Origin of the sequence: Bacteroides cellulolyticus (assembly GCF_025567135.1) — a bacterium.
Lineage (GTDB): Bacteria > Bacteroidota > Bacteroidia > Bacteroidales > Bacteroidaceae > Phocaeicola > Phocaeicola cellulolyticus.
In genome coordinates this window covers 1-15917 of the sequence record NZ_JAOQJJ010000023.1, presented here as the reverse complement: position 1 = coordinate 15917, position 15917 = coordinate 1, and the positions used below count along the sequence as shown (strand labels likewise).

The 15917-nt window shown below is 41.9% G+C and carries 19 protein-coding genes; 7 read left to right on the top strand and 12 right to left on the bottom strand.

Going from position 1 to position 15917, the window contains the following annotated elements; genetic code table 11:
- Positions 1–45 precede the first annotated feature (45 nt).
- From proC to OCV82_RS13710, 6 genes are all read right to left on the bottom strand, one after another.
- The gene (gene proC / locus OCV82_RS13735; RefSeq protein WP_154044930.1) at positions 46–822 is read right to left on the bottom strand and encodes a pyrroline-5-carboxylate reductase; all 777 of its coding nucleotides are present in this window, start codon (positions 820–822) and stop codon (positions 46–48) included.
- A gap of 12 nt (positions 823–834) precedes the next feature.
- On the bottom strand, positions 835–1959 hold the full coding sequence (locus OCV82_RS13730) for an aspartate aminotransferase family protein (protein WP_154044929.1): 1125 nt from the start codon (positions 1957–1959) through the stop codon (positions 835–837).
- A 158-nt stretch (positions 1960–2117) separates the two neighbouring features.
- A complete protein-coding gene (gene argC / locus OCV82_RS13725) occupies positions 2118–3086 on the bottom strand; it encodes an N-acetyl-gamma-glutamyl-phosphate reductase (protein WP_154044928.1) in 969 nt (322 codons plus the stop codon).
- Entirely contained in the window at positions 3083–4288 is a 1206-nt protein-coding gene (locus OCV82_RS13720) for an argininosuccinate synthase (protein WP_154044927.1), read from the bottom strand. Before OCV82_RS13720 ends, argC begins: the two co-directional genes overlap by 4 nt.
- Before the next feature lie 29 nt (positions 4289–4317).
- Positions 4318–4887, bottom strand: coding sequence for a GNAT family N-acetyltransferase (locus tag OCV82_RS13715; protein WP_154044926.1), 570 nt, complete (start codon positions 4885–4887; stop codon positions 4318–4320).
- Between the two features lie 47 nt (positions 4888–4934).
- Positions 4935–5411, bottom strand: coding sequence for an arginine repressor (locus tag OCV82_RS13710; protein WP_154044925.1), 477 nt, complete (start codon positions 5409–5411; stop codon positions 4935–4937).
- 178 nt (positions 5412–5589) lie between these two features.
- On the opposite strand from OCV82_RS13710, the gene OCV82_RS13705 reads away from it, so the two are divergent.
- From OCV82_RS13705 to OCV82_RS13690, 4 genes are all read left to right on the top strand, one after another.
- Positions 5590–6321 carry a class I SAM-dependent methyltransferase gene (locus tag OCV82_RS13705; RefSeq protein WP_154044924.1) on the top strand — a complete coding sequence of 244 codons (732 nt, stop codon included), beginning with the start codon at positions 5590–5592 and terminating at the stop codon, positions 6319–6321.
- A 129-nt stretch (positions 6322–6450) separates the two neighbouring features.
- Positions 6451–6675: a helix-turn-helix transcriptional regulator gene (locus OCV82_RS13700; protein ID WP_154044923.1), complete on the top strand. Its 225-nt coding sequence runs from the start codon at positions 6451–6453 to the stop codon at positions 6673–6675.
- Entirely contained in the window at positions 6675–7010 is a 336-nt protein-coding gene (locus OCV82_RS13695; protein ID WP_154044922.1) for a HipA N-terminal domain-containing protein, read from the top strand. Before OCV82_RS13700 ends, OCV82_RS13695 begins: the two co-directional genes overlap by 1 nt.
- Complete coding sequence (locus tag OCV82_RS13690; RefSeq protein WP_154044921.1) at positions 7007–7945, top strand: HipA domain-containing protein; 939 nt, start codon at positions 7007–7009, stop codon at positions 7943–7945. Before OCV82_RS13695 ends, OCV82_RS13690 begins: the two co-directional genes overlap by 4 nt.
- A 3-nt stretch (positions 7946–7948) precedes the next feature.
- Here OCV82_RS13690 and OCV82_RS13685 read toward each other — a convergent pair whose 3' ends face one another.
- Positions 7949–8725, bottom strand: coding sequence for a Cof-type HAD-IIB family hydrolase (locus tag OCV82_RS13685; RefSeq protein WP_154044920.1), 777 nt, complete (start codon positions 8723–8725; stop codon positions 7949–7951).
- Between the two features lie 334 nt (positions 8726–9059).
- Here OCV82_RS13685 and proB point away from each other — a divergent pair, with 334 nt between their 5' ends.
- From proB to OCV82_RS13670, 3 genes are read left to right on the top strand one after another with little or no spacing between them, the layout of a single operon-like run.
- The gene (proB, locus tag OCV82_RS13680) at positions 9060–10142 is read left to right on the top strand and encodes a glutamate 5-kinase (RefSeq protein WP_154044919.1); all 1083 of its coding nucleotides are present in this window, start codon (positions 9060–9062) and stop codon (positions 10140–10142) included.
- 52 nt (positions 10143–10194) lie between these two features.
- The gene (locus OCV82_RS13675) at positions 10195–10752 is read left to right on the top strand and encodes a helix-turn-helix domain-containing protein (protein ID WP_154044918.1); all 558 of its coding nucleotides are present in this window, start codon (positions 10195–10197) and stop codon (positions 10750–10752) included.
- Between the two features lie 13 nt (positions 10753–10765).
- Positions 10766–12421 carry an AMP-binding protein gene (locus OCV82_RS13670; RefSeq protein ID WP_154044917.1) on the top strand — a complete coding sequence of 552 codons (1656 nt, stop codon included), beginning with the start codon at positions 10766–10768 and terminating at the stop codon, positions 12419–12421.
- Positions 12422–12547: 126 nt separating this feature from the next.
- On the opposite strand, the gene OCV82_RS13665 is transcribed toward OCV82_RS13670, so the two are convergent.
- The 5 genes from OCV82_RS13665 to OCV82_RS13645 are packed head-to-tail and all read right to left on the bottom strand — an operon-like array spanning position 12548 to position 15718.
- Positions 12548–12772 (bottom strand): immunity 17 family protein, encoded by a 225-nt coding sequence (locus OCV82_RS13665; RefSeq protein WP_154044916.1) that lies wholly within the window; start codon positions 12770–12772, stop codon positions 12548–12550.
- 2 nt (positions 12773–12774) lie between these two features.
- The gene (tsaE, locus tag OCV82_RS13660) at positions 12775–13197 is read right to left on the bottom strand and encodes a tRNA (adenosine(37)-N6)-threonylcarbamoyltransferase complex ATPase subunit type 1 TsaE (protein WP_154044915.1); all 423 of its coding nucleotides are present in this window, start codon (positions 13195–13197) and stop codon (positions 12775–12777) included.
- Positions 13198–13228: 31 nt separating this feature from the next.
- Complete coding sequence (locus OCV82_RS13655; protein WP_262543740.1) at positions 13229–14038, bottom strand: metal ABC transporter permease; 810 nt, start codon at positions 14036–14038, stop codon at positions 13229–13231.
- A 26-nt stretch (positions 14039–14064) separates the two neighbouring features.
- Positions 14065–14484: a phospholipase gene (locus OCV82_RS13650; RefSeq protein ID WP_154044914.1), complete on the bottom strand. Its 420-nt coding sequence runs from the start codon at positions 14482–14484 to the stop codon at positions 14065–14067.
- 4 nt (positions 14485–14488) lie between these two features.
- Entirely contained in the window at positions 14489–15718 is a 1230-nt protein-coding gene (locus tag OCV82_RS13645) for a 3-phosphoshikimate 1-carboxyvinyltransferase (protein ID WP_154044913.1), read from the bottom strand.
- Positions 15719–15917: the final 199 nt, after the last annotated feature.

Here is a 15917-nt window from a genome sequence, read left to right as displayed (position 1 = left end):
ACGTTATTACTTTAATATGGCGTATTGATGTATGTCAATATATTATCAGATACAACTCTCTTTAATAGCATTTATCACAGTTGAAGTGAAACCATCGTGTTCCAGACGGTTTAATCCTTTGATGGTTATACCTCCAGGAGTAGTAACCTTTTCTATTTCAGTGGCCGGATGAGAATGCTCGTCCTTAAGCAGAAGCTGGGCAGCGCCGAGCATTGTTTGTGCAACCATCTTCTTTGCTTCCTGTGGTTTGAAGCCTAGCTCAATACCAGCCTGCATTGCAGCCTGTACATATTTCAGGACATATGCTATACCGCATGAAGTAAGTGATGTTCCGGCTGGAAACAGCTTTTCTTCTATCAAAACGGCAACTCCCATCTCATTGAACAGCTTAAGCATTGTTTCTGTCTGTTCTTCTGAGGCATTGCGGGCAGCCATGAGTGTCAGGCTTTCGTTTATTGCAATAGCCGTATTTGGAATTACACGGAAGATTGGCATTTCAGGATCGACAAAATGTGCCAGATCCTCAAAAGTCAGTCCTGCTGCAACTGAGACAAGTACTTGTGGCTGGCGAAGACGCAAAGGTTTCAAAACCTCTTCCATTTTCCATGGTTTTACAGCCATTATTACTATGTCTGCCCCGTCGGCAGCTTCTTTGTTGCAGTTGGTAACGTTTATTTCAGGATATTCTTCTTTCAGTTTCTCTAACTTGGCATTGCTAGGGTTGGATACTGTGATGTCACTTGCATTGATATACTGTCCGTGTGCCAGACCGCGTGCTATTGCACCGCCCATGTTGCCGGCACCGATAATTGCTATTTTCATGGTAGTTGTTTATTATTTAATAACTTTATGCAGTCTTTCAAGGAATTCATCAGCTTCAGCCATGCTCAGACATAGAGGAGGCAGTAGCCTGATAACATTTGTACCGCTGACACCTGTAAATACTTTCTGTTCGAAAAGCAGCTTGCTGCGGATTTCCTTGATAGGTTCTTCAAATTCCATACCTATCATAAGTCCGAGTCCGCGCAACTCTTTTATGCCCTTGAATGATTTTAGCTCTTCCATAAGGTGTGCACCTACTTTGGCAGCATTTTCTATCAGGTTTTCTTCCTTCATCACGTCAAGTACAGCTATTGCGGCTGCACATCCCAGATGGTTTCCGCCGAATGTTGTACCAAGCTGTCCGTAAACAGGAGTGAATTTAGGACTGATAAGTACCGCTGCCATTGGGAAGCCATTGGCTATACCTTTTGCTACGGTAATCATATCCGGTTTGATGCCCATATATTGGTGTGCAAAGAATTTTCCGCTTCTTCCGTAGCCAGACTGTATCTCGTCTAAAATAAGTACAGTGTTTGTCTCGTCACACATACGGCGCAGTTCTTTCATAAACTCTGCGTTAGGTACCTGAATACCACCAACACCCTGTATTCCTTCTATGATAACTGCGCATACATCACCTTTTGAAAGCTCTGCCTTTGCAGCTTCAGTATCGTTCAGAGGAAGATAGGTGACGTGTCCGTTGTCGTTTATCGGAGCAATTATTTTAGGATTGTTAGTAACCTCAACTGCAAGCGATGTACGTCCGTGGAATGCCTTTGCAAACGATATTACTTTAGTACGTCCGTTATAGAATGAAGCCAGCTTCAGAGCGTTCTCGTTTGCTTCTGCACCGGAGTTAATTAGAAACAGTTGATAATCGTCGTAGCCGCACATTGCTCCAAGTTTTTCTGCTAGATCTCTCTGGAGCGTGTTGATTACTGAGTTTGAATAGAAACCTAATTTTGCTACCTGATTGCTTACGGCTTCTACATAGTGCGGATGAGCATGTCCTATTGAGATTACGGCATGTCCTCCGTAAAGGTCAAGATATTCGTTGCCTTTCTCGTCCCATACATGGCATCCTTTGCCTTTTACTATGTTGACATCGAAAAGCGGATATACATCGAAGAGGGTCATAATATGATTAAGATTTAAAAATTAATAATTAAGAACTGAAGTAGGCGATGTCAATAAATAACTATCCTTTATATGATTAAGAATTAATAATTGGATTTTGTGGATTTAAAGTATTTTCCATCATAACCAAATATTAATTCTTAACTTTTAATTATTAATTAAAATGCGCTTGGTTTCAGTTTCAATCCTACTGTTTCCTCAAGGTTGAACATCAGGTTCATGTTATGTACTGCCTGACCGCTCGCACCTTTAAGAAGATTATCTATGCAGGATACTATTAACAGTTTGTCACCATGCTTTTCAAGGTGGATAAGACATTTGTTGGTATTTACCACCTGCTTCAAGTCTATATTTTTGTCTATTATATATACGAATGAATCTTCTGCATAGTAGTCTTCGTACATTTTCTTTATTTCTTCCAGTTCAACTTTGGTTTTTACTACTATCGTAGCGAAAATACCGCGTGCAAAGTCGCCTCTGTATGGAATGAAATCAATATCAGAATCGAAGCTGTTTTGCAGCTGGCAGAGTGACTGTTTTATTTCAGGCACATGCTGATGCTGGAATGGCTTGTAGATGCTCATGTTGTTGTTTCTCCAGCTGAAGTGGCTTGTAGCTCCCGGCTTAACTCCTGCACCTGTGCTGCCTGTTATGGCATTTACCATGATGTCATCGTTTAGCATTAGGTTTTTTGCCAGCGGAAGAAGTCCAAGCTGTATGCAAGTGGCGAAACATCCCGGATTTGCCACGTGTTTGCTATGGCAGATGGCACGTCTGTTCAGTTCCGGTAATCCGTAGATGAAATCGTGGTCATCACTCTTTATACGATAATCCATTGATAAGTCAATAATCTTCAACTCTTCTGGAACGTTGTGGCTTTCCATGAATTTCTTGGTATCACCATGAGCTGTACAGAAGAAAAGAACATCAATCTTATCAAGAGGAAGTTCGTCTGTAAATGTCAGATCGGTTTCGCCATACAGCCCTTCATGCACGTCAGTTATCTGGTTTCCTGCATTACTTGAACTGTTTATAAATACTATCTCAACGTCAGGATGATTGATAAGCAGGCGAATAAGCTCGCCTGCCGTATATCCTGCACCTCCTATAATTCCTACTTTTATCATACGTCCGCTTCGTCTTTATGGTTAGCGTAATAAGCTCTGAGCGGAGTAGAAAGAACTTTGATGAATCCTTTTGCATCGTCGGCAGTCCAGCCTTTCTGCATTTCACCGTATTCTCCAAATTTGTTTTTAACAAGATCATCCTTAGAGTCAACACCTACTGTAGAGAAGCAGTAAGGACGCAATTCCAAAATTACAGTACCGTTAACGTTACGCTGGCTTTCTGTAAGCATAGCTTCGATGTCGCGCATAACAGGTTCCAGATACTGGCTTTCGTGAAGGAACATACCATACCAGTTGGCTACCTGATCCTTCCAGTACTGCTGCCATTTGCTCAAAGTGTATTTTTCAAGGAACTTGTGTGCGCCGATGATAAGCATAGGAGCTGCAGCTTCGAATCCTACACGTCCCTTGATACCGATGATAGTATCTCCCACGTGCATATCGCGACCTATACCGTAAGCAGCACCAATTTCTTCTATCTTCTGGATAGCCTTAATCTTGTCGTCAAATTTCTCGCCGTTTACAGCGCAGATTTCACCTTTCTTGAATTCAAGTCTAAGTTCTTCCGAACCTGTTTTCTTAACCTGCTTCAGATATGCACTTTCTGGTAATCCCTGAGTAGAGTCCAGAATTTCTCCACCGCAGATTGAAGTACCCCATATACCTACATTGTAAGAGTATTTCAGTTTAGTGAAATCAGCTTCGAAACCATGTTCTTTCAAGTAGTTGATTTCGTATTCACGGCTCAAAGCCATATCACGTGTAAGTGTGATGATTTCAACACCTGGAGCCATAACAAGGAAAGTCATATCGAAACGAACCTGATCGTTACCGGCACCTGTCGAACCGTGTGCTATGGCGTGTGCACCGATTTCGTTTGCATAACGTGCAATGGCCAATGCCTGAAAAATACGTTCCGAACTTACAGATATAGGATAGGTTCCGTTACGGAGTACGTTTCCGAAAACCATATATTTCAGACTCTTTTCGTAGTATTCCTGTGTAACGTCAAGAGTAACATATTTTACAGCTCCTAGTTTATAAGCATTTTCTTCGTTCTGTTTCAATTGTTCCGGACTGAAACCTCCGGTGTTGGCACAAGCTGCATATACTTCGTATCCTTTTTCTTTTGCCAGATACATTACAGTGAATGATGTATCAAGACCACCGCTGAATGCCACAACTACTTTTTTCTTTTCCATATATGTATGAGTTTTTGGGTTCTTTTATTTTAGAAATTATTTACTTTATCGTCCTGATGTAATGCAGGGTCGTATAACATGGCTGTACAGATACAGAATTTTCTGTTTTTTGCCATCAGAATATCGTGGTTGATGCAACCTTCGCATCCTTTCCAGAAGGATTCATCGTCTGTAAGTTCGTTGAATGTTACAGGTACGTATCCCAGTTCTGTATTCATCTTCATTACGGCTGCACCTGATGTAAGACTGAAGATTTTAGCTTTAGGCCATCTGAGTCTTGCCAAAGTAAATGAAGCATGTTTTATTCTTTTTGCTAGTCCCAGTCCACGATACTTTGGGTGAACTATAAGTCCGGATGTAGCAACATATTGCTTGTTTCCCCACGATTCGATATAGGTAAATCCTGCCAAATCATCTCCACACAGTGCTATAATAGCTTTACCTTCTTTCATCTTTGTGGCTACGTATTCATGAGTACGTTCGGCTATACCTGTTCCTCTTACTTTTGCAGCCTCTCTTATAGTGTCCAATATATAATCCACGTATTTTTCGTGTGAGGCGTCTGCCACCATTACGTCTATTTGTTTTTCCTTTTCCATCGTTTTTTGTATGTTGTTTCCTTCAGCTATTTTTATGTTTTCTTATTTCAGTTTATATTTGGAATTATCAGTCTAAGTGTGTCTGTTACATTCTGGCGTGAATAACCTTCTCTGATTACCAGCATTATTGTATCATCGCCAGCAATAGTTCCTATAATCTCTGCGAAATTATGGTCATCAATATCGTATGCCAGGCTGCTGGCATATCCCGGTCTTGTTTTGATCACCGCTATATTTCCTGAGAATTCTATTCCTATGAATCCGTTATGGCGCATCATTTCAGTAGCACCAGGCGGATTTGCCATGCGCTTGTACATGGTGTTGTTCGGGAGTACATATACGTAGTTCCCGTTCATGCTTGCAGCTTTTGCCACTTTCAATTGCTTTAAGTCTCTTGACAGTGTGGCTTGTGTCAGACTGAACCCTTCTTTAGTCAGTTCCTGAAGAAGTTCATCCTGGCTTCCGATTTCTTTTACGGAGATAATCATTTTAATGGCATCAAGCCTTGTACTCTTACTTTTCATTGTATAATTATTCTATATTGAGCGCAAATATACACCTATTTATTTGATTTCATGCATAAATACGAAGTTTTTTATATGTTTATTCGTAAAAAATGTGAAATTGGTGCATAAATAATCATCAGTACGGTATATGTATAACTTTTTTGTAACTTTGTGCATTGTAATATAAATAATGTATATGAACTACGGATTGCTTGAAACAGGCAAAGACCCAATGGGAAATGCCATTTATGATTACTTCTGTAAAGGTCAGGCCGGAAGACTCAGAGTTTTCTCGCCACAGTTTGATGAGGATGAAATTCCTGTAGAGACTCTTTTCCGCGAATATGATGAAATGCCCGAGCTGGAGCGAAAGGCGTTGGATATGGCTACAGGCAAAATTCTTGATGTAGGTGCCGGAAGTGGTTGTCATTCTGTCGCTTTGCTAGATATGGGCAAGGATGTTGAGGCTATAGATATATCTCCTTTATCTGTAAAAGTGATGGAAGAGAGTGGGGTTAATGCCCGTCTGGTTAATCTTTTTGATCCGTCGTTTGTCGGCGGTTATGACACTATATTGATGTTGATGAACGGTTCCGGAATTATCGGTTCTTTGCAGAATATGGAGACATTTTTTACGCGTATGAAGGAGCTGTTGAATCCGGGTGGATGTATCCTTATGGATTCGAGCGACCTGAAATATCTGTTCGAGGATGAGGACGGAAGTATGCTTATTGATTTGGCTGCCGATTATTATGGCGAGATAGAGTTCAGTATGCAGTATAAGCAGATAAAAGGCGAACAGTTCAAGTGGCTGTATATTGATTACGAAACTCTGAATTTTTATGCATCTCAGTATGGTTTTAAGACCGAACTTGTATATAGCGGAGAGCATTACGACTATCTAGCAAAACTGACTATTGCGGTATAATTTTAATTGGCCCTTTAATTTAAGCTATACCCGTTTGGGTATAAAAAATAATTTTGAATACTGAATTATACCCTAAAAGGTATAATAAGTCGAATATATTATTATATTTGTACCCGAAAGGGTATAATTATGGAATACACAGTAATAGCAGATTTTGTAAAGGAGATGCGTCGTCAGTTCGGATTGACACAGGTTGATTTGGCTGACAAGTCCGGAGTAGGGTTACGCTTTGTCCGTGATTTGGAACAGGGCAAACAGACCTTGCGTATGGATAAGGTAAATCAGGTTCTCAGTCTTTTCGGTCGTCAGGTAGGTCCGGTTGAGCTGAGTCCAAAATCAAGGGAGGATAAGTGATGAAACGAGCAAAAGTATTTCTGCATGACCGCTTGGCAGGCAGACTGGTGGAAGACGAAAACGGATTCACCTTTACATACGACACAGATTATCTGAAGCTGCCGGATGCAGCCGCAGTCAGTCTGACACTTCCTCTTGGAGAGAAACCGTTTCACGATATGGTGCTGTTCCCGTTCTTTGACGGCCTGATACCGGAAGGCTGGTTGCTGGATATTGCCGAGCGGAGTTGGAAAATAAACCAGCGTGACCGTATGTCGCTTCTTTTGGCTTGCTGCAAGGACTGTATAGGAGCCGTAAGTGTGATACCCGACGAAATAGAGGAGGATAAATTATGAGCAGATGCCTGTATTGCTATAAGGAATTAGTAGAAGGCATGAAGGATTTCCATCCTGCATGTGCCAAGAAGTTCTTCGGAACTCGTACCGCACCAGAGTTACCATACGTACGTGCCCAATTGGGAGACCTTGCTCGTCAGGTTGTACGTAGCCAGACTACACTGACAGGTGTGCAGGCCAAGTTATCACTCGATATTAACCGTGGCGGACGCAATGAACCGGACCGTTTTACAATAGTTGGTCTTTGGGGACGTTTCATCCTAAAACCTCAGACTCATTCATACCGTGCCTTACCCGAACTGGAGGATGTTACCATGCATCTTGCTGAGGCTGTGAAAATCAATGTGGTTCCCCATAGTCTGATACGTTTCAGTGATGGTGAACTGTGTTATATTACCCGCCGTATAGACCGCCAGCCGGATGGTCGTAAGATAGCTATGGAAGATATGTGTCAATTATCCGAAAGACTTACCGAATATAAGTATAAGGGCTCATACGAACAGATAGCCAAACTTATCCGCCGTTACTCTTCTGCGCCGCAGCTTGATGTTATAAACTTCTGGGAAGTCGTGGTGTTCTGTTGGATAACAGGCAATGCCGACATGCATCTCAAGAACTTTTCTCTTTATAATCAGATGGGCGGTTACACCCTTACACCGGCATACGATATGCTTTCCACAAATCTTGTTATGCCTGAAGATACTGAGGAGCTTGCTCTTACCCTCAACGGGAAGAAAAGCCGTTTGCGTAAGACAGACTTTTACAAGGCGATAACGGCATCGGGAGTTGACGAGAAAGTTATTGAGAATCTTTCCCGCCGCTTCAGCCGTGCATTGCCCAAGTGGTTCGAGCTGATAGACAATTCCTTTTTGCCCGATGATATGAAAAAGCAGTATAAACAGCTTATCTTGCGCCGTGTGGTAATGCTGCGTTGAGTACTATAGTATATTGAAATGTCTCAAAGCATTGATGATACCATTATCATCTACAGATGACGTGATATAGTCGGCTGCAGCCTTGACCTTGTCTGATGCATTGTCCATGGCGACACCTATCCCGGCATGTTCAAGCATGTTGATATCGTTTCCGCCATCGCCGAAAGCCATTGTCTCTTCGAGCTTTATGCCGTAATGCTTTATTACTTCATCTATGCCGCGGCTCTTGCTTGTACCTTTATTTATGATGTCGGCAAATAGCGGGTGCCATCTCATTGTTTCGCAATGAGTAAGTATCTTGCCGAAAATTTCTTCATCGGCTTCAGTAGGGAAGTATCCCATAATCTGGAGAATATCTTTTCCTAATGCTTCTTCTCCCGGTTTAACAGGAGGAATGGAAATCTCTATTAGTTTGGCTATGTCTTCCACCGCTTTATCCACTTTTGTGATAAACCATTGATTGTCGTGCACAAAGACGAACGGATAGTCGTGGTTTTTAGTATATTCCACAACTCTTTCTATATCTTCGGCAGGTATCAGTCCCTTGTATATATCCTTGTGGTCAGCTGTAAAGCAGTGGGCACCGTTCAGGGTTATATATCCGTCGAATTCAAGATCTTCAAGATTGTTTATAAGCAATTTCGGGCGTCCTGTAGCGATAAATACCTTTATACCTTTTTCTCTTAACTCTTTAAGTGCCTGTTTGGTTGATTCCTGTACTCTGTGTGTCTTGAACGAAACCAGTGTTCCGTCGATGTCGAAAAATATAGCTTTAATCATAAAAGTCCAATTGTAATTTAGTCAGGCAAAGTTATCAATAAAAACTGACATCAGAAAAAATGTAGGATGGTTATTGATTTACTGATATTTTGTTGAAGGTTTATACTTAAAGCCGGAAGAAAGGCTTTCGAAGAATATGTGGCAGTATTAAAGACGTATATTTATTTATGATATGGTGAGGCAGTCCGATGTTGGACTGCCTTTCTGTTGGTAATATTCTTGTGAAAATACATGTCAATAAGTAATCTGAAATAAAAAGACTGCATGATTTTGTAATTTGATGTCCGTAATTTCTTATATTTGCGTCATTAATAGATATGAAATCAAAAAATGTATGGAATGTAAATATAAAAGAATAGCGGTAAAAATTGGCAGCAATGTACTTACACGCAAGGATGGTACGCTCGATGTTACGCGAATGTCCGCATTGGTTGACCAGGTGGCAGAACTTCACAGGGCAGGAGTCGAAATAGTACTTGTATCATCTGGAGCAGTGGCTTCCGGACGCAGTGAGGTAAAGCCTTTGCGCAAGCTTGACAGTGTTGACAGCCGTCAGTTGTTTTCGGCAGTAGGGCAGGTCAAGTTGATAAACAGATATTACGAACTGTTTCGCGAACATGGAATTACGGTAGGTCAGGTGCTTACAACTAAGGAAAGTTTCTCCACAAGACGACATTATCTCAATCAGCGCAACTGTATGCAGGTGATGCTGGACAATGATGTTATTCCCATTGTGAATGAGAATGACACTATCTCTGTTACGGAACTTATGTTTACCGACAATGACGAACTCTCAGGACTGATTGCAGCCATGATGGATGTTCAGGCATTGGTTATTCTAAGCAATATTGACGGCATATACAATGGCGCCCCTTCCCAGCCGGGAGTGACTGTTATCAGAGAAGTGGAACAAGGCAAGGACCTGTCGGACTATATCAGTACCGAGAAGTCAGGATTCGGCAGGGGAGGTATGCTGACTAAAAGCAGCATTGCCCGCAAGGTAGCAGACGAGGGGATTACAGTATTCATAGCCAATGGAAAGAAGGACAATATACTCGTTGATCTGATTTCCAATCCTGAAGAAACCGTATGCACTAAGTTTGTTCCTTCGGAAAACGGTGTGTCAAGTATCAAGAAATGGATAGCCCACAGCGGAGGATTCTCAAAAGGTAAGATTATAGTCAATCATAAGGCTGCTGACAAGCTGCGTGGTGACAAGGCGGTAAGCCTTCTTCCTGTAGGAGTGACAGATATAGTTGGTGATTTTGAAAAGGATGATATTGTAACTATCGTAAATCCTGATGACGAGAAGATAGGTGTAGGCCGCGTAAGTATGTCATCGGCAGACGCAAAAGCAGTTATGGGTGTTCATGGTAAACCTTATCTCGTACATTATGACTATTTATATTTAGAATAACTTTCATAATGACATACTTTTTATTATTTTTGTGGAAAATAACTTAAAGACTATGGATGAACAGATAAAACAAATAGCAATGCGCTTGCAGGGATTGCGCGATGCTCTTGACCTGACAGTGGAGCAGGTAGCGGAAAAGATTGGAGTAACTCCAGAACAGTATGCCGCTATGGAAAGTGGCGATACAGACCTTTCGGTAAGTACACTTCAGAAGATTTCAACAGAGTTCGGCGTATCTCTTGATGAACTTATGTTCGGCGAAGAACCTCACATGCGCTCATATTTCCTTACACGCCGTGGAACAGGTATTTCAGTGGAAAGAACAAAGGCTTACAAGTACGAATCATTGGCCTCAGGTTTCAAGAACAGAATAGCAGATCCGTTTATTGTAACGGTAGAACCTAAGCCTGAAACCACACCTATATATTATAACACTCATGCCGGACAGGAATTCAATATGGTGATTGAAGGACGTTTGTTGCTTGATATCAATGGCAAGGAGCTTATCCTCAATCCGGGCGACAGCTTGTATTTCGATTCCTCTCTTCCTCACGGAATGAAGGCACTCGACGGAAACAACGTTAGATTCTTAGCTATAGTAATGCAATAATCAGATACGAGATATGTTAGAGAGATTTGTAAAACAGATACATTTTACCTCACAGGAGGATTTTATAAAGAATTTCAAGATAGAAGTTCCTGAAAATTTCAATTTCGGCTACGATGTAGTAGATGCGTGGGCTGCCGAAGACCCGGAAAAAGAAGCGATATTATGGACAAACGATAAAGGTGAGTGTATTCATTTTTCGTATGCCGACCTCAAGAAATATACTGACCAGACTGCATCTTACTTTCAGAGTCTCGGTATCGGTCATGGCGACAAGGTTATGCTTATCCTGAAACGCCGTTATGAGTTCTGGTATTCCATTATTGCTCTTCACAAATTAGGTGCTGTTGTAATTCCTGCTACACACCTTCTTACCAAAAAAGATATTGTTTATCGCTGCAATGCTGCATCTATCAAGATGATTGTAATGGCGGGCGAAGAAGTGATTACAAAACATGTGATAGATGCAATGCCTGAGTCTCCTACAGTAGAGAAACTCGTTAGCATAGGTCCTGACATACCTGAAGGCTTCCTTGATTTCCATAAGGGAATAGATAATGCGGCTCCTTTTGTCCGTCCTGAGCATGTAAATACCAACGACGATATATCATTGATGTATTTCACATCCGGTACCACAGGCGAACCTAAGATGGTGGCACATGACTTCACTTATCCGTTGGGACACATCGTTACAGGAAGTTTCTGGCATAATCTTCATAAGGACAGTCTCCATCTCACTATTGCCGACACAGGCTGGGGTAAGGCTGTTTGGGGAAAACTGTACGGACAGATGATAGCAGGTGCAACAGTCTTCGTATATGATCATGAGAAGTTCACTCCTGCAGATATTCTTCAGAAGATACACGACTATCATATCACATCACTTTGTGCGCCTCCTACAATATACCGTTTCCTCATACGTGAAGATCTGTCCAAGTACGATCTTTCATCTTTGGAATACTGTACCACTGCCGGTGAGGCTTTGAACTACTCAGTATATGAAACATTCCTCAAGATAACAGGAATACGCCTGATGGAAGGTTTCGGACAGACAGAAACTACATTGACACTTGCCACATTCCCATGGATGGAGCCGAAACCGGGAAGTATGGGTGTGCCTAATCCTCAGTATGATATCGACCTTATCAAACCAGACGGACGTAGTGCAGAAGATGGTGAGCAAGGACAGATTGTGGTACGTACCAACCACGGTAAACCATTAGGATTGTTCAAGGAGTATTATCGTGCCCCTGAGCTTACACACGAGGCTTGGCATGACGACGTATATTACACAGGTGATGTGGCATGGCGCGATGAAGACGGATATTACTGGTTCGTTGGTCGTGCTGATGATGTAATCAAGAGTTCCGGTTACCGTATAGGCCCGTTCGAAGTGGAAAGTGCGTTGATGACACACCCGGCCGTTGTGGAATGTGCCATTACAGGTGTACCTGACGAAATTCGCGGACAGGTGGTCAAGGCTACAATTATCCTTGCCAAGGATTATAAGGATAAGGCAGGTGATGCGTTGATAAAGGAACTTCAGGACCATGTGAAGCGTGTTACCGCTCCATACAAATATCCTCGTGTGATAGAGTTTGTGGATGAACTTCCAAAGACTATCAGCGGAAAGATCCGTCGTGTGGAAATCCGTCAGAAAGATAATCAGTAACTGTAGATTAAAGTCCTGAATATAAATCTGAAACTTTTCTTGGAATACAATATTATTTTATGAAAAAACAGCCGGTTGGGATTTTTCCTGACCGGCTGTTTTTTGATTATGTAAAAGAATTATTGTCTATTTGTAGGCTTCGCGTACGGACAGAAAGAAATATATCCCTGCCGCAATCATTGCCAGACCAAGTATTGCATAGAATATTCTGGATTTGTTTCTCCCAAGAGTTCTCACTATGAACTGTGAGTTCTGTGCTGTGAAGAACCATTCCCAGTTAAAGACTGATGCCATGAGAGATAAAATCCCTACCAGTACAAATACCGACTGTATTATGTAGTGTGCAATCATTGTTATTCAGCTTCGAAACGTACGCTACGAGTTCCGTCTTCTGCTTCTTCTATATATACGTTTACGGTGTTACCCGGAAGCACATCCTCTATCAGTTCAGGCCATTCTATGAAGCAGAGTGCGCCACTATAGAAATAATCCTCATATCCCATGTCGTAAACCTCTTCCAGTTTCTTTATTCTGTAGAAATCGAAGTGATAAATCAGTTCGCCTGCAGTTTCAGAACGGTACTCGTTTACGATAGCAAAAGTAGGTGAGTTTATAACATCTGTCACTCCAAGTTCTTCACACACAGCCTTGATGAATGTGGTTTTTCCTGCACCCATCTTGCCGTAGAAAGCAAAGACTGTATTGTCGCCCATTTCAGCGATGAATTGTTTCGCTGCTTCATGGATATGTTCCAGTGAATTAATCTTTATTTCCATAATTATATGAGTTTGTTGAATCCTTTAATACTTAACTTTTCCTTCTTATAATCTTAGCTATGGCATAAATCACTATAGAAGTAAATATAATTGATGCTCCTGAGGGCACCTGAAGCTGATATGACAGTATCAGACCGCCAAGACAGCTGATATAGCCTATGAGAATTGAGAGCCAGATAATCTTCTTGAAACTGTTAGTGAAAAGATTTGCTGTCATCTGTGGCAGTGTAAGCAATGAGATGACAAGAACTATGCCTATCATTCTCAGACAAGCCACTATGGTCAGGGCTATGAACATCATAAGCGTATATTCGAACAGTGTCACCGGCAGACGCTGTGAGCGTGCAAACTCCCTGTCGAATGCTATTGATACTATAGGTCTCAGGAATATTGCAAAGAATACGGCTAGTGCGAGACTTATTATGCCAAGCAGTATGATATCCCCCGGAGTAATGGTCAGAATGTTTCCAAAGAGAAATGAAGAAAGCTCAGGCGTAAATCCCGGAGCGAGAAAACTGAAGATAATTCCCACTGCCATACCGAAAGTCCAGAACACGGCGATGGCGGAGTCTTCCCGCATGTCGCTTCTCTTGCTTAGCCATTCCACTCCGAATGCTGATAACACAGAGAATATTGCAGCTGTAAGCAGCGGCGAAATACCTGTATATAGCCCTATTCCTATTCCTCCGAATGAAGCATGGGTTATGCCTCCGCTAATGAAGACCAGGCGTCTTGTTACAATGTATGTACCTATTATTCCACAGGCAATACTTGCAAAAAGGCTTCCCAGCAGTGCATTCTGGAAAAATGTATATTGGAACAGTTCTATGAAATCGGTCATAATTAGTTTTTTGGTTCTTAACTAAATCAATGTATTCTTCTTTCTCCTACAATCAGGAACAGCTCATCCTTAAGCTCGTCCGGCAGTTCAATGCCGCGCAGTTGCAGACTTCGGCACCATCCTGCCACCTCTACTTCCTGGGTGGAATAAAGAATGTCTCTGAATTCTTCTATCTCTTCCTCTGTGTAGCTGTCCGAAGTGCGTCCTTTGAAACGGTCCAGCTCTTCGTCATCGTAGTATTCTATCGACTTGCTTACGGCTGCCAGAAGACTGTCTTTCTCGCATGTCTCGTGTTGACCGCAGCATTCGCTGTCCACCTCAACCACTTGCGGCTCTTCGGTTATTTCTCCTTTTTCAATTTTTTTCTGGATGTTGCGGTTATAGAAATATCCGGCGATAAGTCCGAACAGTGCAACACCGATGAGTGCTAAAACGAGTATCCACATGTTTTTATTCCTCCATTATGTTGAAACCTGCCTTGGTCAAATCTTTCCAGAAACCGGGATATGATTTTGATACCACTTGCGGATTGTTTATTCTGATGTTCTTCAGCTTCAGTGCTGCTGGTGCAAATGCCATTGCCATTCTGTGGTCTTCGTATGTGTCTATGGCTGGGTTTGCGTCACCTTCGCATCTTTCTCCATCCCATGACAATACCGAACTGTCGCTTTCCGATATTACGTATCCCAGTTTCTTCATCTCATTTATAAGTGCAGCCATACGGTCAGTTTCCTTTATCTTTAAACTTTGCAGACCACTGAAACGGAACGGTATTCCCAACATGCAACATGTCACTACGAATGTCTGTGCCAGGTCCGGCTGGTTTACGAAATCGTATTCCATTCTGTCTGTAACCTTTCCGCTTTTGGTCAGAACTACATTCTTGTCTCCATATTCGGTTGTTACACCCAGTTGCTCAAACAGTTCTGCCACTTTTGAGTCGCCCTGGAAACTCTTTTTGAAAAGTCCCGGAAGTTCCACACGGGCGTTGTCCGACAAGGCTGTTATCTCATACCAGTAAGAAGCAGCGCTCCAGTCGCTTTCCACATAGTATGGAGTAGGTTTGTAAGTATCGTTGCTTATGCATATAGTGTGTTCGTCTGTCCATACGGCATCAGCTCCGAACTCTTTCATTATCTGGATTGTAAGATTGATATATGGCTTTGAAACGATGTTGCCGGTCAGGTTGAGAGTAAGTCCGTTTTTAAGAGTAGGCCCTATCATCATAAGAGCGGATATGTACTGCGAACTGATGTCTCCCGGCAGTGAGATAACATTTCCGCTAAGTTCTTTTCCTCTGATTTTCAGTGGAGGAAAACCTTCTTTCTCTGTATATTCAATGTTTGCTCCGAGGCTTCTCAAGGCATCTACCAGGATTTTAATCGGGCGCTGTCTCATTCTTTCAGTTCCCGTAATGATATGTTCGCCTTCCGTAACTGAAAGATATGCGGTCAGAAATCTCATGGCTGTACCTGCCGCCATGATGTCTATGGTGTCGGTCATTTCACTAAGCGCGCGCACCATCACGAAAGTGTCGTCGCATTCGGACAAGTTCTCTATTCCCCCGTCATGTTTTGACAGTGCTTTAATGATAAGAGCCCTGTTGCATATACTCTTTGACGACGGTAAAAGTATGTTTGTATTTATATTTTCAGGTGCTGAAACTTTTATTCTACCCATATTGCAATCTTTCAGTGTTCGTTTAGATTGCAAAGATAATGTATTTATTTGTTTTTTTGATGGAAAGGAGTTTCATATAATATTTTTATCTTTGTAAGTAACTATTCAAAATTAATTTTATACATATGAGTAATTCACAAATAAGTTCGTACCTACAGATGCCAGTGCCCTGTTTGTACAATAGAAAAGCGAGTCCTTA